The 19,032-nt window shown below is 69.9% G+C and carries 15 protein-coding genes and 1 pseudogene; 10 read left to right on the forward strand and 6 right to left on the reverse strand.

Translation table 11 applies throughout. The annotated features are described in order from the left end of the window. Nucleotides 1-100 precede the first annotated feature (100 nt). Entirely contained in the window at nucleotides 101-298 is a 198-nt protein-coding gene (locus ACN28C_RS26380; protein ID WP_422770221.1) for a hypothetical protein, read from the reverse strand. Nucleotides 299-403: 105 nt separating this feature from the next. On the opposite strand from ACN28C_RS26380, the gene ACN28C_RS26385 reads away from it, so the two are divergent. Then, entirely contained in the window at nucleotides 404-625 is a 222-nt protein-coding gene (locus ACN28C_RS26385) for a hypothetical protein (protein WP_422770222.1), read from the forward strand. 112 nt (nucleotides 626-737) lie between these two features. On the opposite strand, the gene ACN28C_RS26390 is transcribed toward ACN28C_RS26385, so the two are convergent. Next, nucleotides 738-2,792, reverse strand: a complete 2,055-nt coding sequence (locus ACN28C_RS26390; protein WP_422770223.1) for a glycerophosphodiester phosphodiesterase family protein — start codon at nucleotides 2,790-2,792, stop codon at nucleotides 738-740. A gap of 298 nt (nucleotides 2,793-3,090) precedes the next feature. On the opposite strand from ACN28C_RS26390, the gene ACN28C_RS26395 reads away from it, so the two are divergent. Beyond that, nucleotides 3,091-3,555, forward strand: coding sequence for a hypothetical protein (locus tag ACN28C_RS26395; protein ID WP_422770224.1), 465 nt, complete (start codon nucleotides 3,091-3,093; stop codon nucleotides 3,553-3,555). 57 nt (nucleotides 3,556-3,612) lie between these two features. Here ACN28C_RS26395 and pgm read toward each other — a convergent pair whose 3' ends face one another. From pgm to ACN28C_RS26410, 3 genes and pseudogenes are all read right to left on the reverse strand, one after another. Beyond that, on the reverse strand, nucleotides 3,613-5,259 hold the full coding sequence (pgm, locus tag ACN28C_RS26400) for a phosphoglucomutase (alpha-D-glucose-1,6-bisphosphate-dependent) (RefSeq protein WP_422770225.1): 1,647 nt from the start codon (nucleotides 5,257-5,259) through the stop codon (nucleotides 3,613-3,615). Between the two features lie 102 nt (nucleotides 5,260-5,361). Beyond that, nucleotides 5,362-6,597, reverse strand: a pseudogene (gene glgC, locus ACN28C_RS26405) (glucose-1-phosphate adenylyltransferase); the annotation flags it as partial. A 63-nt stretch (nucleotides 6,598-6,660) separates the two neighbouring features. Then, on the reverse strand, nucleotides 6,661-7,611 hold the full coding sequence (locus ACN28C_RS26410) for a LysR family transcriptional regulator ArgP (protein WP_422770226.1): 951 nt from the start codon (nucleotides 7,609-7,611) through the stop codon (nucleotides 6,661-6,663). 542 nt (nucleotides 7,612-8,153) lie between these two features. Between ACN28C_RS26410 and ACN28C_RS26415 the strand changes: the two genes are divergently transcribed. The 8 genes from ACN28C_RS26415 (at nucleotide 8,154) to ACN28C_RS26450 (ending at nucleotide 17,710) form a co-directional block, all read left to right on the forward strand. Next, nucleotides 8,154-8,573 (forward strand): hypothetical protein, encoded by a 420-nt coding sequence (locus tag ACN28C_RS26415; RefSeq protein WP_422770227.1) that lies wholly within the window; start codon nucleotides 8,154-8,156, stop codon nucleotides 8,571-8,573. A gap of 527 nt (nucleotides 8,574-9,100) precedes the next feature. Then, nucleotides 9,101-9,694 carry a hypothetical protein gene (locus ACN28C_RS26420; RefSeq protein WP_422770228.1) on the forward strand — a complete coding sequence of 198 codons (594 nt, stop codon included), beginning with the start codon at nucleotides 9,101-9,103 and terminating at the stop codon, nucleotides 9,692-9,694. A 301-nt stretch (nucleotides 9,695-9,995) separates the two neighbouring features. Next, nucleotides 9,996-10,526 carry a hypothetical protein gene (locus tag ACN28C_RS26425; RefSeq protein WP_422770229.1) on the forward strand — a complete coding sequence of 177 codons (531 nt, stop codon included), beginning with the start codon at nucleotides 9,996-9,998 and terminating at the stop codon, nucleotides 10,524-10,526. Nucleotides 10,527-10,878: 352 nt separating this feature from the next. Next, entirely contained in the window at nucleotides 10,879-11,484 is a 606-nt protein-coding gene (locus ACN28C_RS26430; protein ID WP_422774811.1) for a LysE/ArgO family amino acid transporter, read from the forward strand. Between the two features lie 166 nt (nucleotides 11,485-11,650). Then, the gene (gene glgA / locus ACN28C_RS26435; protein WP_422774812.1) at nucleotides 11,651-12,874 is read left to right on the forward strand and encodes a glycogen synthase; all 1,224 of its coding nucleotides are present in this window, start codon (nucleotides 11,651-11,653) and stop codon (nucleotides 12,872-12,874) included. A 119-nt stretch (nucleotides 12,875-12,993) separates the two neighbouring features. Continuing rightward, nucleotides 12,994-15,027 (forward strand): alpha-1,4-glucan--maltose-1-phosphate maltosyltransferase, encoded by a 2,034-nt coding sequence (locus ACN28C_RS26440; protein WP_422770230.1) that lies wholly within the window; start codon nucleotides 12,994-12,996, stop codon nucleotides 15,025-15,027. Then, on the forward strand, nucleotides 15,015-17,123 hold the full coding sequence (gene glgB, locus ACN28C_RS26445; RefSeq protein WP_422770231.1) for a 1,4-alpha-glucan branching protein GlgB: 2,109 nt from the start codon (nucleotides 15,015-15,017) through the stop codon (nucleotides 17,121-17,123). The genes ACN28C_RS26440 and glgB overlap by 13 nt, the downstream gene beginning before the upstream one ends. A 152-nt stretch (nucleotides 17,124-17,275) precedes the next feature. Further along, complete coding sequence (locus ACN28C_RS26450) at nucleotides 17,276-17,710, forward strand: hypothetical protein (protein ID WP_422770232.1); 435 nt, start codon at nucleotides 17,276-17,278, stop codon at nucleotides 17,708-17,710. 52 nt (nucleotides 17,711-17,762) lie between these two features. Here the strand turns inward: ACN28C_RS26450 and ACN28C_RS26455 are convergent, their stop codons facing one another. Then, the gene (locus ACN28C_RS26455; protein WP_422770233.1) at nucleotides 17,763-18,995 is read right to left on the reverse strand and encodes an MFS transporter; all 1,233 of its coding nucleotides are present in this window, start codon (nucleotides 18,993-18,995) and stop codon (nucleotides 17,763-17,765) included. Nucleotides 18,996-19,032 lie beyond the last annotated feature (37 nt).

Consider the following 19,032-nt stretch of genomic DNA (forward strand, 5'->3'; position numbering starts at 1 on the left):
GCCCCGCCACGGCCGCAGGTCGACCCTGCGCGGACCGCCGCATCCAGTTGATGACCGAACATCGTTGCAGCGAACGCGAGCGAAGGTAGGGTTTGTGCCCCTACTGCGCGAGGCCGACCTGCACGGCGAGATCGTGGGCACGGCGACGGTGGGCGGCGGGACCTCCATCACCTCCAGCACGATCGACCGCGCGTACCCGTTGCAGCGGATCGTCTCCCGGGGCCGTCTCGTACGCCTGGTCGAGAGTGCCCAGCTTCGCGATCCGGCAGCCGAGCTCGGCCAGGCACACGGACGCCACAGCCACCAGGTTGTCGCGGGGTGCGTCTCGGCTGATCTGTCGGGATCCGGACGAGTTGCGGCGGCACACCGCGTCCGGCGGTCGCAAGTGGATAGCGTGAGGGACATGACCAGGCCACGGCGACACGCCCCGGAGCAGGCGGCGGAGGCCGAGCGGATCCGCGACGAGAACCGGCTGACGGTCGAGCTGACCGGCCTCGTCCGGGACCAACCGGAGCGGATGATCCGGAACCCGTGCGGCGACCCGGCGGCGTGCACGCACGGGCACTGCTACGGGAATCCGGCCGAGGCCGAGCACGTGCGCCGGACCGGCCTGCCGAGCGACTGACGGGGGCGGATCATTGCTGCACTTCGTCAGGGAGTGACGGGGCCGCACACGCGGTGCGGGGCCCAGCCGTCGAGCCGGGCCCCGCACCGTCGGGCGGAACGTGTCGCGGAAATCAGCGCAGGCCGTTGCGGATCGCCACCGCCACCAGCCGCTCCGGGTAGTCGGTGATGATGCCGTCCACCCCGAGGTCGATCACCCGCTGCATGATCTGCGGATCGTCGACGGTGTAGGGGACGACCTTAAGGTCGTACCGCCGCTGCAGGTCGGCCACGCGCGGACCGTGGAAGTACGCCGGGTCCTGCCGCAGGTACCAGTCGGCCGACGGCACCGTGCCCTGCTCCGGGTCGTGCACCTGCCAGTTGGACGAGACCGTGCCGGCACCGGCAGCCCGGACCAGCTTGCCCAGGTCCCTGTAGCGCCACCAGTCCAGACCCGCCGTCCAGGGGCTCTTCACCGACGGGTTGTCGTAGACCGCCCGCAGCGAGCACTCGTCGGCGAGGCCGGCGCACTCGGTCGGGCCGTACTGCCAGACCAGGGCGACGGTTTCGATCCGCCGGTTGAGGTCGCGGGCGAAGGTGATGGTCCGCCAGTCGAACGACTGGATCGTGACCCGGTCGACGAAGCGGGCCCGCTCGATCGCCCGGACCAGCTTCGCGGTGAAGCTGCGGTACGGCTCGGTGTCGGCCACCAGCGGGCTGATCTTGGTTTCGATGTTCAGCCGCACGTCGTGCCGCCCGCTCCGCCTGACCAGATCGAAGACCTCGTCCAGGGTCGGGATCCGGGCACCCGGCACCGCCACCTGCTCCGGCAGCTCCGGCAGGGTCTTCGAGCCGCAGTCGAGGGTGCGGATCTGCGTGAGCGTCAGGTCGTGCACGAGCTTGCCGACGTACGGGAACTCCCGGTCGCCGGGCCAGGCCGGGCGGGTGTCCACGCAGTGGCTGCCGTTGACGGTCCGGTCGTGCGAGACCACCAGGTGCCCGTCGGCGGTCACCCCGGTGTCCAGCTCCAGGGTGGAGATCGCCGGGTTGGCCAGGGCGTTGGCAAAGGCCGGCAGGGTGTTCTCCGGCCGGGTCGCCCGGCCGCCCCGGTGCGCCTGGATGTCGAAGGGCGCGGCGTGCCCCTTCGGCAGCCTGTAGCCGCGCTGGGCGAGCAGCGTCCGCAGCCGGTCCGGGTAGTCGGTGATGATGCCGTCCACGCCGTCGTCGATCAGCTTCGCCATCGTCGGTACGTCGTCGATGGTCCACGGCACGACCTTGATCCCGTTGCGGTGCGCGTGCGCGACCATCTGCTTCGTCACGTACGGCTGGTAGCCCGGGTCGCCGATCGTGCCGTTCTGCGGGAAGCCGTGCACCGGGGAGAAGGCGCTGGCGCCGAAGGTCTTGATCGCCTTGATCGGGTCGCCGCCGAAGTCGTCGATGTCGAGGCCGCCGAGCCAGGGCGAGGCGCCCGGCTGCCCGGTCTGCAGGAAGTCGTAGTTGGTGAGCGCGATCAGCGGCAGCCGGGGCTCGACCTGACGCATCCGCATCAGGGCGCCCCAGTCGAAGCTCTGGATGGTGACCTGCTTGAGCAGCCCGGCCGCCCGGACCTCGGCAGCGGTGAGCTGCACGAACTGCTCGCGGGGTGCGGTCTCGGTCGGCGCGCCGGCCTCCACCTTGGTCTCCACGTTGAGCTTGACGTCGTCCGCGCCGTAGCGCTTGACGAGCGCGAAGACCTCGCGCAGCAGCGGCATCCGGGAGCCGGGGACGGCGAGCTGGCCCGGCTTGTCGGCCAGGGTCTGCGAGCCGCAGTCGAGGGTACGCACCTGGGCCAGGGTCAGCGTGTTGACATACTTGCCGACGTAGGGGAACTCGGGGTCGCCCGGGGTGGCCGGTGCGGTGTCCGCGCACTTGGTGCCGCTGACCCGCCGGTCGTGCGTGACCACCAGCTGCCGGTCCTCGGTGACCTGCACGTCCAGCTCGAGGGTGGTGACCCCGAGCTGGAGCGCGTTGCCGAAGGAGGCGAGGGAGTTCTCCACCCGCAGGCCGAGCCCGCCCCGGTGGGCCTGGATGTCGAAGCTCCGCCCGTGCTCCGGTCGGTGGCGCTCGCCGGCCTGGACGCCGGTCGGCATCACGGCCAGTACGGCCGCCGTCACCAGCAGCGCGCCGAGTAGTTGGCGCCGTCGGGACATGGGATATCACCTGTTTCAATCTGTGCCGCGGCTGTCCGGTCGACCGGGTTGCCGCAGCGCTGTCGAGGTCGGCCGGGTCGGGCCCGGCGATCGGGGCACAGCATCACGGCGGCCGGCGGCCGGTAGGCGTGCGAGGGGCGACATCGGCGTGAACCGGGGTCGACGGCCGGCGGCGGATCGGACGAACCGGCCGGCGCCGCCGACCGGCCGGCGCTGGTCACGGCGGCAGGCGTACGTCCGGCGGCAGGCTTACGTCCGGCGGCAGGCGTACGTCCGGCGGCAGGCGTACCGTCCTGGTGTGCGGCAGCCGGATGGGTCCAGGGAGTGGGCGGAGCAGCGACGGCGGGCGATCGCGGCGCAGGCCGAGGCCGACCGGCGTCGCCGGGACGCCGAGCAGGAGGAGGCCGGGCGGCTCGTCGCGTCGTTCGCGGCGCAGGCCGCGGAGCGCGGGCTGCGCCGGACCAGGCTGGCCGCGCTCGCCTACAACGGGCGTACCCGCTACCGCACCAACCTCAACGGCTGGTACCTCGACCTCGCCCGGCTGCACGCGGTGGACGCCGCCGGCAACTTCTACCTGCTGACGGTCCCGACCAGCCTGCGTGCCCGGTTGACCGGGGTGACGCTCCGGCCGCAGCCGGCAAAGCTGGTCGTCGGCGAGGGCGGCCCGGACGGCCAGTCGATCCCGCTCGCCGCGCTGCTGCGCAAGCGGCTCGACGCCGGTGACCGGTGGCCCGAGGACGAGCCCGGGGCGCGGCCCGGCTGACCGCACCCCTTTCCCGCCGGGCCCGCCGGACGCGGGCCCACTTTCCGGGTACGCCGGTCAGGCCGCCTTCAGGACGTCGGTGATCAGCGCCTGCGCCTCCTCCTGGAGCCGCCGGAGGTGCTCCGGTCCCTGGAAGGACTCGGCGTAAATCTTGTAGACGTCCTCGGTGCCGGAGGGGCGGGCAGCGAACCAGCCGGATCCGGTGCTGACCTTCAGCCCGCCGATCGCCGCGCCGTTGCCGGGCGCCTCGGTCAGGGTGGCGGTGATCGGCTCCCCGGCCAGCTCGGTCGCGCCGACCTGCTCCGGGGAGAGGCGCCCGAGCACGGCCTTCTGCTCCCGGTCGGCCGGCGCGTCGATGCGGGCGTACGCCGGCTCGCCGAACCTGCGTACCAGCTCGGCGTAGTGCTCGCTCGGGCTCCGGCCGGTCACCGCGATGATCTCGGCGGCCAGCAGGCAGAGCAGGATGCCGTCCTTGTCGGTGGTCCAGGTGCTGCCGTCGCGGGCCAGGAACGACGCCCCGGCGCTCTCCTCGCCACCGAAGCCGATCGAGCCGTCCAGCAGCCCCGGCACGAACCACTTGAAGCCGACCGGCACCTCCAGCAACGTCCGGCCCACGTCGGAGGCGACCCGGTCGATCATCGAGGAGGAGACCAGGGTCTTGCCGACCGCCGCCCCGGCCGGCCAGTCCGGCCGGTTGCCGAAGAGGTAGGAGATCGCCACCGCGAGGTAGTGGTTGGGGTTCATCAGCCCGCCGTCCGGGGTGACGATGCCGTGCCGGTCGGCGTCGGCGTCGTTGCCGGTGGCGACCTGGTAGTCGGCGCGCCGGGCGATCAGCGAGGCCATCGCGTGCGGGGAGGAGCAGTCCATCCGGATCCTGCCGTCCCCGTCCAGGGTCATGAACCGCCAGGTCGGATCGACAAGCGGGTTCACCACGGTCAGGTCGAGGCCGTGCCGGTCGGCGATCTCGCCCCAGTAGGCAACGCTCGCCCCGCCCATCGGGTCGGCACCGATCCGCACCCCGGCCTCGCGTACCGCCGCCAGGTCCAGTGCCGAGGGGAGGTCGTCGACGTAGCCGGCGAGGAAGTCGTACCGGCCGGTGGTCTCGGCGGTGCGGGCGCGGGCGTACGGGATGCGCCTGACCTCGCGCAGGCCGTCGGCGAGCAGCGCGTTCGCCCGGTCCTGGATCCATCTGGTCGCATCGGTGTCGGCCGGGCCGCCGTTCGTCGGGTTGTACTTGAAGCCGCCGTCCGGCGGCGGGTTGTGCGACGGGGTGATCACGATCCCGTCGGCGAGCCCGCCGCCGCGCCCGGCGTTGTGCCGGAGGATGGCGTGTGAGAGCGCCGGGGTCGGGGTGTAGCCGTCCCGGCTGTCGACAAGCACCGTCACCTCGTTGGCGGCCAGCACCTCCAGGGCGCTGACCTCGGCCGGCGCGGAGAGCGCGTGCGTGTCGCGGGCCAGGAAGAGTGGCCCGTCGACGCCGTGCTCCCGCCGGTAGTCGCAGGTCGCCTGGCTGATCGCCAGGATGTGGTCCTCGTTGAAGGCGCCCCGCAGGCTCGACCCCCGGTGCCCGGAGGTGCCGAAGGAGACCTGCTGCGCCGGGTCGGCCGGATCCGGGTGCTCGGCGTAGTACGCGGTGACGAGCCGCGGCACGTCCACCAGGTCCTCGGGCTGGGCGGGCTGGCCGGCGCGGGCGTGGACCGACATGGGGCCTCCTTCGGGCGCGGTGCGGGGCACGGGGACCGGGGGCGCCCGGCCGCCGTGCGGACGGCCGGTGCCGCCGGATCCTCGCGGGTGGTCGTCGACGGGTCAGGGATCGATGCGCTGTCCCTTGCCGAGGACCACGATGCCACGGTCGGTGACCGTGTAGCGTTCGCGGTCCCGTTCCAGGTCGACGCCGATCTCCACGCCCTCCGGCACCACCACGTTCTTGTCGAGGATGGCGTTGCGGACGACGGCGTGCCGCCCGACCTCCACCCCCTCCATCACCACCGAGCCTTGCACGTGGGCCCAGGAGTGCACCCGGACATTCGGCGACACGACGGAGTTCTCCACCAGCGCGCCGGAGATCACCACGCCCGGGGAGATCATCGAGTCGACCGCCCGGCCGACCCGCTCCTCCAGGTCGTGCACGAACTTCGCGGGGGGCCACGGCGGGTGGTCGGTGTAGATCGGCCACTCGTAGTTGTAGAGGTTGAAGACCGGGTGGACGGCGATCAGGTCCATGTGCGCGTCGTAGAACGAGTCCAACGTCCCGACGTCCCGCCAGTACGCCCGGTCCCGCTCGGTGCTGCCCGGCACCTCGTTGTCCCGGAAGTCGTAGACGTTCGCCTCGCCCCGCTCGACCATCATCGGGATGATGCTGCCGCCCATGTCGTGCTTGCTGGCCTTGTCCGCCGCGTCGGTCTCGACCGCCTCGCAGAGCAGCTTGGTGGTGAAGATGTAGTTGCCCATCGACGCGTAGATCTCGTCGGGCGCGTCCGGCAGGCCCTTCGCGTCCGTCGGCTTCTCCCGGAATGCCTGGATCCGCCGGCCGTCCCCGGCCACCTCGATCACGCCGAACTGGTCGGCGGAGGTGAGCGGCTGCCGGATGCCGGCGACCGTCACCCCGGCCCCGGAGGCGATGTGGTCGTCCAGCATCTGCCGGGGATCCATCCGGTAGATGTGGTCGGCGCCGAAGACGATGACGTAGTCCGGCTGCTCGTCGTTGATCAGGTTGAAGCTCTGGTAGATCGCGTCCGCCGAGCCGGCGAACCACCACGGACCGCGCCGCTGCTGCGCCGGCACCGGGGTCACGTAGTTGCCGAGCAGGTTCGACATCCGCCAGGTCTTGGTGACGTGCCGGTCGAGCGAATGCGACTTGTACTGTGTCAACACCACGATCTTGAGGAACCCGGCATTGGCCAGGTTGGACAGCACAAAATCGATCATGCGGTACATGCCACCGAACGGCACGGCCGGCTTGGCCCGGTCGGCGGTCAGGGGCATCAGTCGCTTGCCCTCTCCTCCGGCCAGGACGATCGCGAGGACTTTGGCTGACATGTTCCGACGGTAACGGAGCCGGCAGCCAGCCGCACGTGGCTCGTCGGCTTCGTCCCACCAAGATCTTTAACCGCCCGTTTCACCCGACTTCCGCGGGCCAGGTCTTTCCGACCCGGGCTGGTCGAGGCTCTCGGCCGCAGCAGCGGCCACGCATTCGGCCAGTACGTCGAGAAGCCGGGAGTCGAGCCGCCACTGCTGCCAGTAGAGCGGCACCTCGACCACCACCTCCGGATCGATCGGCACCAGGGTGCCGGCCGGATACCGGACGCGCTGCTGCTCCGGGACCATCCCCCAGCCGATCCCCAGCCGGATCGCCTCCGGGAAGTCGCCGGAGGAGGGGACGTAGTGGCACGGCGGGTCCCAGGCCCGGCGCGCCCGCCGCCGCAGATAGCGCTCCTGGAGGTCGTCCTGCCGGTCGAAGACCAGCATCGGCGCCCGGGACAGGCCCTCGACCGTCGGGCCCTCCGGCAGCCAGGTCCGGAGGAATTCCGGGCTGGCCATCGGCCAATAGCGCATCCGGCCGAGCGGACGTACGGCGCAGCCCTGCACGGGGCGGGAGTCGGAGGTGACGGCGGCCATCGCCGTACCCTGCCGGAGCAGTTCGACGGAGTGGTCCTGGTCCTCGCGGTAGACGTCGACACAGACCCGCTCCCGCGCCGCCGCCGCCAGGGCCGGCAGCACCCAGGTGTTCAGCGAATCGCCGTTGACCACGATCGGGATCCGGCTGAACTCCACCGGGTCCGCCGCCGGGTCGACCGAGTCCTGCCCCAGCTCCCGGAACGCATCGGTGGCAAGCAACGCGACCTGCCGGGCCAGCCGGAGCACGACCCGGCCCGACGGCGTCGGCCGGGCCGGCTTGGCGCGCTCGACCAGCACCCGGCCGATGGTGCTCTCCAGCGCCTTCATCCGCTGGCTGACCGCCGACGGGGTGACGTGCAGCCGCCGGGCCGCCGCCTCGAACGACCCGTGGTCCACCACGGCGGCAAAGGTGCGGAGCTGCTCGAGATGGAGGTCCATGTTAAGAGATCCTAATGATGCGTCAGAAAGATTAGCTGGAGTGATCCGAGCCGTTTTCCTAGGGTCAGGCCCGTGACCCTAGCTAAACGCCGAAGGTTAGAGGCTAACGCAGACAGCCATCGATGTGACTGCCAGGCACGGAAGTGCCGAGCAGCCTTGCTGGGGTCGAGTGAGCCTGCTACGTTGCAAGTCATGGCCGGCTAGCCAGAATAATCGATTGCGATATCCGGGGACCGTCGCGAACGATTAATCAACTCCCAGGTCTCCTGGGGAGGATCGGCGTCTTCAGTTACACTTGCGGCACCAATTATCTAAGCGGAATTGGATGCACCGGACCTAGCGCAAGTAGAGACACTGGGGATCAGCGAGATCCTATCGCCTTCACCGTTCCCAGGGTGGCTCCATGGCTTTGAGACAAACCAGGCAATCACTTGGAGCGGCCACGGGGGGGGCTGGGGCGATGAAAGCCGGCTGCTTGCTGCCACATTGCTGCCACAGTCCTGAATCAACGACACTATCACCGGAAGGTGGAGTGAAGACAAGTGAAAGCAGACGAAGTGATGCACGAAAGCCACAGGGCCCGCCGCGCACAGGCTTTTGTGCGGTCGGGGGTATTCGTCGCCTTGTTCTCGGTGCTCTCGGTCATCGCTATTCCTGCCGCACAGGCAGCCAGTTACAAGTACGCCGATTCCATTGATACGGCCGAAGGCCAGCCTCGTTACTCCGGGCTTCGTTCGAGCATCACAGGCGGCCAGGTGGCTGCGACTCTGGGCGTAGGAACGAGTACAGTAATCACTTATTACGATTACCCCGGATATAGCGAGGTCGGTTATGCATCCGGCCCCAACCCGTATATTGTCACTCTGACCCATCAGCCGTACTCCACACTCCATAGCAAGTGCTACTGGGAAGCTTACGGCGTCGGCGGCTCGACCGAAATTGACTGTTGGGTGCTGTGGTGATCCCCAGCCGATAATCACATTCGGCCATCCAGTTCTACGAGTCGCTCGGTGAACTCATGGATTATACATGCACACTATAGGAAGTCGATGGTAAAAATGAGAAGCTCATGGAGATCAGCCGGTGCACTACTGGCGATTGCGGTAATGCTGATCGTTACCGCCCCGGCGGCGCAAGCAGCCAGTTACTACTACGCCAACGAGACCCCGAGTGTCGAATGGGAGTACCGCTATTCGGGGGTTCGCCCGGCAATTAGTGGAGGTCGAGCGTTTACAGAACCGTTCAGTGCAGACGGCGGCAACGTGACCGTCATGATCGAGACATACTATGACTATCCTGGTTATACGACGGTAGGATATGCGGACAGCACCGGGGGAGACGTTTATCTCAGTCACAGCAACGCTTCCAACTCAAAACAGAAGTGTGTTTGGCAATGGCCTTGGGCAGACCCTGACATAAGTGGCGCCTTAGACCTGACCTGTTATGCGACATCCTGAGCCACAAGCAGAGATCGAGAATGGGGATTTCAATGAACCGCAAGGCTCTACGGGCTACGGTAGTTGCAGCGGTATTGGTCGTCACGTCTGCTGCTCTTCCCGCCACAGCTAACGAAAAGGTCGGGGTAGAGGAAATGCTGCCGGTCTTGGGTGCTCCTCAGGTCCCGGGCGATCGCATCCCAGGAGGAATTGACTTGGATGCGATCGGTGGTGTTCGGCCGGAGACCGTGCGGCGTCTCGGGTCAGATGACGTGGCGGAGTACTGGGTCGGGCGTCTGGGCTCGTCGAGCACCTGTCTGATACTTCATATCGCCGGCGGATCCGAAGTGACTGCAGCCGCGTGTGGATCCATCACGGACTTCTACAACAAAGGTCTTGCACTTCAGGCCGGTGAGAGTCGGAACAATCCCACCCGTTCCGCACATGCATACCTTCTGCCTGCGGACGTAGACGCAACAGCACTCAGCCCGATGCTGACCAAGGTCTCATCGGCAAGTGACAGCACCGGACCGAATCTGCTGTCGCGGCAACCACAGGATGCGGCACCCTTGCAGCCCACTGATCTGAAGCGAGACAAGGGGAACATTTTCACCTTCAGGCCGCTCTCGAACGTGACCGGGCGGTGATGGCTGGAGAAAGCCCCAAATTTGCTGTCTCACCGCAGGGTGCATGATCGAGGGTAAGCACAGCGTGCGGGAGATTCTTTCGCAACGTTGATTGGGAGGGCCTACCGGATCCACGGCTCGGCGGGCCTGAGTGCTCTGAGCGCGGCCGAGGGCGCCGACATTCTCGGCTGATAGACTCGGCGAGCGATCGCCCCAAACGCCCGCGCGACAAACGAGAGTGGCTGGATAAACTTCCGACGGCTTCGAGCAAAAGGGACCCATTTGCTTTTGAATTGTCACCTAATGATGGAAGGCTCGCCTTATGAAGACTATTGCCTGGGCTGTTGGCGGCGTGGCGTTGGGGATTGTGTACGTTCTGCTGGTCGGCATACTTGGCATCCAAATAATCGGCGCACGCGCAGGTGCCGTCTTTGATCTGAACAACGAGTTGGTCGCAGTTACCTCTCCAAGTGTTCCGGTGCTCCAAATGATCGCAAGCGCGTTGCTGAGCGGCCTGGTATTTTACGTCGTAACCATCGGACTTCAAAAGCGTACTGCCCGGATAAGGGTCTCGACCGTGGCAGGCTTTGTCGTTGCGGTCACCTCGCTGGTGATCTGGTCCTTCGTGATCGCACCAGATGCTGTACCCCTGGGCGGCGCCTCCACTGAAGGTATTGCAATTGGATGGGAAGGCTGGATCCAGGAAGGCGGAGTCAATCCCGCCGTCCACGTGCTCATCGTCCTGGTGCTCGGCGCGCATTGGCCGTTCTGGTCGACTCCGTCAACGAAGACGCATCTTGCAAGGACGGAGAGCGTCTCCAAGGGAAATGGATCGGAGCCAAAGCAAAGTTAGTTAACCCTCGCTTGAATGGTGCCCTGCCGGCACGCCGACGCGGCGGCCTACTGGCTGGCTGCCGCTGCCGCTGCCGAGCGACTCGACGAGCACCTGACCCACGCCCGGTCACCGTAGGGCGGGGGCGCCGCCCCACGCTGCACGACTCCAGCAGGCAAGACATGAGCGTGGTTCGTCCGTGGCAGCTATCGACCTGATAACGCACCGAGGCGTCGGCCGGTTCGCACTCGTCCGGGCAGCTCTTTACGGGTAGGTTGCACACCGTGGAGGAGACCGATCGGGCGATCGTGGCGGCCCTGGCCGCCGACGGGCGGCTGTCGTACTAGCCTCCGCCGGCACCGGCGCCGCCGGTCTGATCCCCGTCGTCGTCACCGGGTTCGGTGTCGGCCTGTCGCTTATCGTGGCGATCGGCGCCCAGAACGCGTACGTGCTCCGCCAGGGCGTACGCGCCCAGCACGTGCTGCCGGTCGTGGCGGTCTGCGCCGTATCCGACGCGGTGCTGATCCTGGCCGGCATCACCGGGGTCGGGGCGGTGGTCGAACGCGCCCCGGTCGCGCTCACCGTGCTCCGGTGGGCCGGTGCCGCCTTCCTGATCGGCTACGGCCTGCTGGCGGCCCGCCGGGCCTTCGGCACCCGGAGCCTGCATGCCAACGGCACCGGCACCGGCACGCTGCGCAGCGCCGTGCTCACCGTGCTGGCGTTGACCTGGCTGAACCCGCACGTCTACCTGGACACCGTCCTGCTGCTCGGCTCGATCGCCAACACCCACGGCCGGTCCGGGCGCTGGTCGTTCGGCGCCGGAGCCGTGCTCGCCAGCGTCGTCTGGTTCGCTGCGCTCGGCTACGGCGCCCGGCTGCTCGGCCGCGCCTTCGCCCGGCCGGCCGCCTGGCGCCTCCTCGACGCCCTGATCGCCGCCACAATGCTCGCCATCGGCGTCAGCCTGATCGTGGCCGGCTGAGCCCCACCCCCGCGCAACTGACGGGACGCCACTTCCGCGCAACCGGCCGGACGATGCACTCCCCGCGCAACCGGCCGGACGATGCGGCGGGCACGTTGCCGGGCGGGGCGCGGCGGGCTGCACTAGGGTGCCGGCTGTGACTGATTCCGCACCCGAGGACCGGCGGATCCGCGTCGACCTGCTGACCCGGGAGTACCCGCCCGAGGTGTACGGCGGGGCCGGGGTGCACGTCGAATACCTGGCCCGGGAACTGCGCTCCCGGGCCGACACCCGGGTGCACTGCTTCGGGGCACCGCGCCAGCCGCCGCACGACGGGCCGGGCGTCACCGCGTACCCGGATCCGGTGGAGCTGGCGCACGCGAACGCCGCGCTGCGCACCATGGGGGTGGACCTGGCGATAGCGGCCGGCACCGCCGGCACCGACCTGGTGCACAGCCACACCTGGTACGCCAACCTCGCCGGCCATGTCGCCAAGCTGCTGCACGGGGTGCCGCACGTGGTGACCGTGCACAGCCTGGAACCGCTGCGGCCGTGGAAGGCCGAGCAGCTCGGCGGCGGCTACGCGCTCTCCTCCTGGTGCGAGCGGACCGCGATCGAGGCCGCCGACGCGGTGATCGCGGTCTCCGCCGGGATGTTGCGGGACCTGCTCGCCGCCTATCCGGCCGTCTCGCCGGAACGGGTCCGGGTGGTGCACAACGGCATCGACACGCACCAGTACTCCCCCGATCCCGGCACCGACGTGCTGGAGCGGCTCGGCGTCGACCCGGGCCGGCCCAGCGTGACGTACGTCGGCCGGATCACCCGGCAGAAGGGGCTGCCGTACCTGCTCCGGGCCGCCCGTACGCTCCCGCCGGAGGCGCAGCTCGTGCTCCTGGCCGGCGCCCCCGACACGGCGGAGATCGCCGCCGAGGTGGAGGAGTTGGTCACCGAGCTGCGGGCCGCCCGGGAGGGCGTGGTCTGGGTCGCCGAGATGCTGCCGAAGCCCGAGGTGATCCAGATCCTCACCCACAGCACCGTCTTCGTCTGTCCCTCGGTCTACGAGCCGATGGGCATCGTCAACCTGGAGGCGATGGCCTGCGAGACGGCGGTGGTCGCGACCGCCACCGGCGGCATCCCGGAGGTGGTCGCGGACGGCTCGACCGGGCTGCTGGTGCCGATCGCCCAGGCCACCGACGGCACCGGCACGCCGCTGGACCCCGACCGCTTCGTGGCGGACCTCGCCGCCGCGATCACCGACCTGCTGGACGACCCGAAACGCGCCGTCGAGTTCGGCCGGGCCGGCCGGCGCCGGGCGGTCGAGCACTTCTCCTGGGACGCCATCGCCGACCGCACCATGACGGTCTACCGCGAGGCACTCGCCGCCTACCGCGAGGCACTCGCCGCCGCATAGCCCTCGCCCCGCCACGCCCCGCCGGTTAGGAGGGGGCCCTTCTTCTACAGAAAACGATATGCGGGGGCCCTTCCTTACCCGCCGGGCGGAGGTCGATCATTCACAGTAGGTTGGGCAGGGTGAGTGGACGGATCCCGATCGAGGACGTGACGCCGTCCGTGGCGTGTGGTCGGTACCCGGCCAAGGCTGTGGTCGGCGAAGTGGTGCCGGTGAGCGCGCGGTCGTATCGGGAGGGGCATGCGGCGATGGGCTGCCAGGTCGCCTGGCACGACCCGGACGGCGTACCCCGGCCGGTGGTCCGGATGCGGCCCGGTCCGCACGGCGACGACAGGTGGCACGCCGCCATCCGCCCCGACGCGGTGGGCGGGTGGAGCTTCACCGTGCAGGCGTTCGACGATCCCTACCTGACCTGGCGCGACGCCGTGGTCAAGAAGGTGGACGCCGGTCAGGGGGCGGCGGAGCTCGCCAACGACCTGGCCGAGGGCGCCGAGCTGCTGGAGCGGGCCGCCGAGGGCGTACCGGTGGGGCGGCGGGAGCGGGTGCGGGAGGCCGCCGCCGCGCTGCGGGACGGTGACCGGCGGCCGGCGGAGCGGATCTCGCCCGCGCTGGGCCTGGCCGAGCTGCTCTGGGAGCATCCGGTCCGCGAGTTGCTGACCGACGCCCCGGCCGCCGGGACGATCTGGGTGGACCGGCCGAGGGCGCTCTTCTCTGCCTGGTACGAGTTCTTCCCGCGCTCGGAGGGGGCGGTGCTGGCCCGCGACGGGGAGCCGGCCCGGTCGGGAACCTTCCGCACCGCTGCCGAGCGGCTGCCCGGGGTCGCCGCGATGGGCTTCGACGTGCTCTACCTGCCGCCGATCCACCCGATCGGCCGGATCAACCGGAAGGGCCGGAACAACAGCCTGGTCGCCGAGGCGGACGACGTCGGCTCGCCGTGGGCGATCGGCGCCGCCGAGGGCGGGCACGACGCCATCCACCCCGATCTGGGCACGCTCGAGGACTTCCGGGCCTTCGTCGCCGCCGCCGGGCGGGTCGGCATCGAGGTGGCGATGGACCTGGCGCTCCAGGCCGCGCCGGACCATCCGTGGGTACGCGAGCATCCGGAGTGGTTCACCACCCGGGCGGACGGGTCGATCGCGTACGCCGAGAACCCGCCGAAGAGGTACGAGGACATCTACCCGATCAACTTCGACAACGACCCGGCGGGGATCCGGGCCGAGGTGCTGCGGGTGGTGCTGCACTGGGTGGCGCAGGGCGTCCGGATCTTCCGGGTGGACAACCCGCACACCAAGCCGTTCGACTTCTGGCACTGGCTGATCTGGGAGGTCAAGCGGCACGACCCGGACGTGCTCTTCCTCGCCGAGGCGTTCACCCGGCCGGCGGTGATGCACGGGCTCGGCAGGATCGGGTTCACCCAGTCCTACACCTACTTCGCCTGGCGGACCAGCCCGGCCGAGCTGCGGGAGTACTGCACCGAGCTGGTCGCCGCCGCCGACCACATGCGACCGAACTTCTGGCCGAACACCCCGGACATCCTGCCGGAACACCTCCAGCACTGCGGGCCGCCGATGTTCAAGATCCGGGCGGTGCTGGCCAGTCTCCTCTCCCCCTCCTGGGGGATCTACGCCGGCTACGAACTCTTCGAGCACGTGGCCCGGCCGGGCGCCGAGGAATACCTCGACAACGAGAAGTTCGAACTGCGTCCCCGGGACTGGGCGGCGGCCGAGGCGGAGGGGCGCTCGCTGGCACCGTTTCTCGCCCGGCTCAACGCGATCCGGCAGGCGAATCCGGCCCTGCACTGGCTGCGCAACCTGGTCTTCCACGAGATCGACAATCCGGCGCTGCTCTGCTGGTCGAAGCGGGATCCGGCCAGCGGCAACACCGTGCTGGTGGTCTGCTCGGTCGACCCGGCGCAGGTGCAGTGGGGCAACACCGTGCTGGACATGCCGGCGCTCGGCTTCGACTGGCACGAGCGCTTCGGCGTGCACGACGAGCTGACCGGCGCCCGGTACGACTGGGGGCAGCACAACGCCGTCCGGCTCGACCCCTATCTCGTCCCCGCACACGTCTTCACCGTGCACCGCTACGGCGGCCACATCGAAACCGACAGCACTGCCGGCATCGGCGGACCGGAAGGCGTGGGATGGACGAGCTGATCAGCGGTACGGCGTACGACCCGCACGCGCTGCTCGGCGCGCATCCGGAGGGCGACCGGACGGTGATCCGGACGCTGCGCCGGGGCGCCGGCACGGTGGAGCTGCTGGTCGGCGGGGAGCGCCACCCGATGCGCCGGGTGCACGACGAGGGGATCTTCGAGGCGACGGTACCCGGCACCGTGCTGGACTACCGGGTGCTGGCCGACGGCGGCGAGCCGCGCGACGACCCGTACCGCCACCCGCCCACCGTCGGTGAACTCGACCTGCACCTGATCGCGGAGGGCCGGCACGAGCGGCTCTGGACGGCGCTCGGCGCCCGGCCCGCCCCCGGCGGCGGGGTGTCGTTCGCGGTCTGGGCGCCGAACGCCCGGGGTGTGCGGGTGGTCGGCGACTTCACCGGCTGGGGTGCGCACGAGGGGTGGCCGATGCGCTCGCTCGGGCGCAGCGGGGTCTGGGAGATCTTCGTGCCGGAGGCGGCACCCGGGCAGCGCTACAAATACCGGGTCCTCTCTCCGGACGGGCAGTGGCGGGACAAGGCGGATCCGCTGGCCCGGCGGACCGAGGTGCCGCCGGCCACCGCCTCGGTGGTGCACGAGTCCCGCTACGAGTGGTCCGACGCCGAGTGGCTGGCCCGGCGGGCGCGGCGCCAGGCGCACCAGGAGCCGATGAGCGTCTACGAGGTGCACCTCGGTTCGTGGCGGCCGGGGCTCTCCTACCGGGAGCTGGCCGACCAGCTCACCGCGTACGTCGTCGACCTGGGCTTCACGCACGTCGAGTTCCTGCCGGTGATGGAGCACCCGTTCGGCGGCTCCTGGGGCTACCAGGTGACCGGCTACTACGCCCCCACCGCGCGCTTCGGCGACCCGGACGACTTCCGTCACCTGGTGGACCGGCTGCACGCCGCCGGGATCGGGGTGCTGCTGGACTGGGTCCCGGCGCACTTTCCCCGGGACGACTGGGCGCTGGCCCGGTTCGACGGCACCCCGCTCTACGAGCACCCCGACCCGCGTCGCGGCGAGCACCCCGACTGGGGCACGTACGTCTTCGACTACGGCCGCCCGGAGGTCCGCAACTTCCTGGTCGCGAACGCGCTCTACTGGTGCGACGAGTTCCACGTGGACGGCCTGCGGGTGGACGCCGTCGCCTCGATGCTCTATCTCGACTACTCCCGCGACGAGGGCGGATGGCTGCCCAACCAGCACGGCAGGCGGGAGAACCTGGAGGCGATCGCCCTGCTCCAGGAGGTCAACGCGACCGTCTACCGGGAGCATCCGGGCGTGCTGATGGTGGCCGAGGAGTCGACCGCCTGGCCGGGGGTCACCCGCGCCACCGACTCGGGCGGGCTCGGCTTCGGCTTCAAGTGGAACATGGGCTGGATGCACGACACCCTGACCTACGTCGGCAAGGACCCGATCTACCGCCAGCACCACCACAACGACCTGACCTTCTCCCTGGTGTACGCCTGGAGCGAGAACTACGTGCTGCCGATCAGCCACGACGAGGTGGTGCACGGCAAGGGGTCGCTGCTCGGCAAGATGCCCGGCGACCAGTGGCGGAGGCTCGCCGGGGTACGCGCGCTGCTGGCGTACATGTGGGCGCATCCGGGCAAGCAACTGCTCTTCATGGGCAGCGAGCTCGGCGACGACCAGGAGTGGAGCGAGACCCGGGGGCTGGACTGGCGGCTGCTCGACGATCCCGGCCGGGCCGGACTGCACCGGCTGCTCCGGGACCTGAACCGCGGCTATCGGGAAACCCCGGCGCTCTGGTCGCAGGACACCACGCCGGCCGGCTTCCGGTGGATCGTCTCCGACGACTCGGCGAACAACACCGTCGCCTTCGTCCGGATCGCCACCGACGGTTCGCCGCTGGTCTGCGTGGCGAACTTCGCCGCGCTGCCGCACGAGGGCTACCGGATCGGGTTGCCGCTGGCCGGCCGCTGGACCGAGGTCCTGAACACCGACGCGGACTGCTACGGCGGTTCCGGGGTGGGCAACCTCGGCGGGGTCACCGCCGAGGACCTGCCCTGGCACGGCCTGCCCGCCTCGGTCGCGCTGCGGGTGCCGCCGCTCGGCGTGCTCTGGCTGCGCCCCGGCTGAGCCGGCCTGGAGGGCACTGCTCGACAGCCCGGAGGCCGAGCTCCGCCAGGCGGCAGAACGTGGTCGGGCCAGGAGCCTGCAAGGCAGCGTGGAGGAGGGCTACAGCTCGTCCGAACTTGACGCGACAATGGGCCACGGGTTGACTTACGGCTATGGGCGCCGCCTCAGCAGAAGACCAAGAACTGTTCGCCCGGTCAGATGTGACTGACCGCCAGATTGTCGTTCCCTGGTGGTATTATTCGATAACCGGAGTAATCACAGGCGCTGCAGTCGTGGCAACTGCTCTTCTGCCGCAGCAGATCTCGGGCTTCTTTCTCGTCGCCGCAGTCCTACTTGTGGGAGTGATCAGCCGGGTGACCGGCCGGATCGTGGGGAAAGCCTGGGGAACTCGTCTGCCTTTTCCGACCGGCGCTGCCGGCGTCGGTTATCTGGTGGCCCTGGCGGTCGTGGTGATCGGGTCCTTGATCGTTGCATGGATCGTGGTTCGTCCCAGCGGTCCTTCCTGGCTCGCCTGGATGCTTGCCGCTCTCGTGTTTGTGGTCACACTCAGCGGGAGATGGGTGGCGACGACGGGGCGTGCGGCATAGGCCAAGCGCAGCATGCCCCATGCCGTGGTCCGCACCGGCCCCGCCGCAACCCCTACCAGGGGCGCGGAGCGTCGCGGCGCGCCCCGGCGACCAGCACTCCCAACAGGGTCAGCCCGGCGAGGGCGGCGGCGGCCAGGAACACGCCACTCGGCGAGGTGACCGCCTCGACCGGTCCGAAAACCAGCGGCGCGACGAACTGGCTGGCAAAGGTGACCGTGCCGAGCAGCGCGGTGGCCTGGCCGCGCCGACCGGCCGGGGCCCGCTCGGCGAGCAGCACCGTCAGGGCGGGCACGGCCAGGCCCATGCCGGCGCCGAGGACGACCGGCGGCAGGACCAGCAGCAGGATCGGTGAGGTGCCGAGCGCCAGGACCACCAGCGCCGCCGTCCAGGCGGCGAAGGCGAAGACCAGCAGTCCCGAGCTGTGGTGCCGGCCGCGGAGCCGGGCGAAGCGGAGCCCGGTCAGGCTCATCACCAGGGAGAGGAGCGCGTTGAAGAGCGCGACCAGGAAGCTGTCCCGGAGGCCGAGTTCCGCGAGACGCGCCGGCAGGAAGACCAGCACGCCGTAGAGCAGCGTGCCGCTGACCGCCTGCAGCCCGTAGATCCCGACCAGTGCGGGCCGGCCGCGCAGCAGTGGTTCGGGTGGAACGGACCCGCTTCCCGGGCCGGCGCCGGAGGGACGGACCAGCCGGTTCCTCGGGGGAAGCGTCCGGAGAACGGCCAGCCCGAGCGGGAGCCCGACGAGGTAGACGACGAACGGTGCGTGCCAGGAGATCGTGCCAAGGGCGCCGCCGAGCAGTGGCCAGAGCACGCCACCGAGGCTGATCGCGCTGGTGCGCCAGCCCATCATCCGGTCCCGGGCCGCGCCCTCGGCGAGGTCGAGCAGCCCGAGGGTGGTGCCGGTGAAGACGGCGGCGGCACCGACCCCGAAGACCAGGCGGCTGGCGACCAGCGCGACGTAGTCGTCGAGCACCAGGCCGGCACCGCCGGCCAGACCGTAGATGAGCAGTCCGGCGGCGAGCGGCCCGCGCACGCCCCACCGGTCCACCGCCCGGCCGACGGAGGGCCCGACGAGGGCCAGGGAGAGTCCGTGCGCGGTCACCACCAGCCCGGCGGCACCCGGGCTGATGCCCAGGTCCGACCGGAGCAGCTCGACGACCGGCGTCAGCACCGCCCCGGCCAGCACGGTGAGGGTGGAGGCGGCGAGCAGGATCCGGAGTGGACCTCCCGCCGGGCGCGTCCGTGTCCCGGCGGCACAGGGCCGGCCGCGTTCCGGGGTGGCGGTCATGCGGACAGGATCGGCGCTCAACCGTGGTCGAGGTCAA

The sequence above is a fragment of the Plantactinospora sp. WMMC1484 genome, assembly GCF_049315195.1.
GTDB lineage: Bacteria > Actinomycetota > Actinomycetes > Mycobacteriales > Micromonosporaceae > Plantactinospora.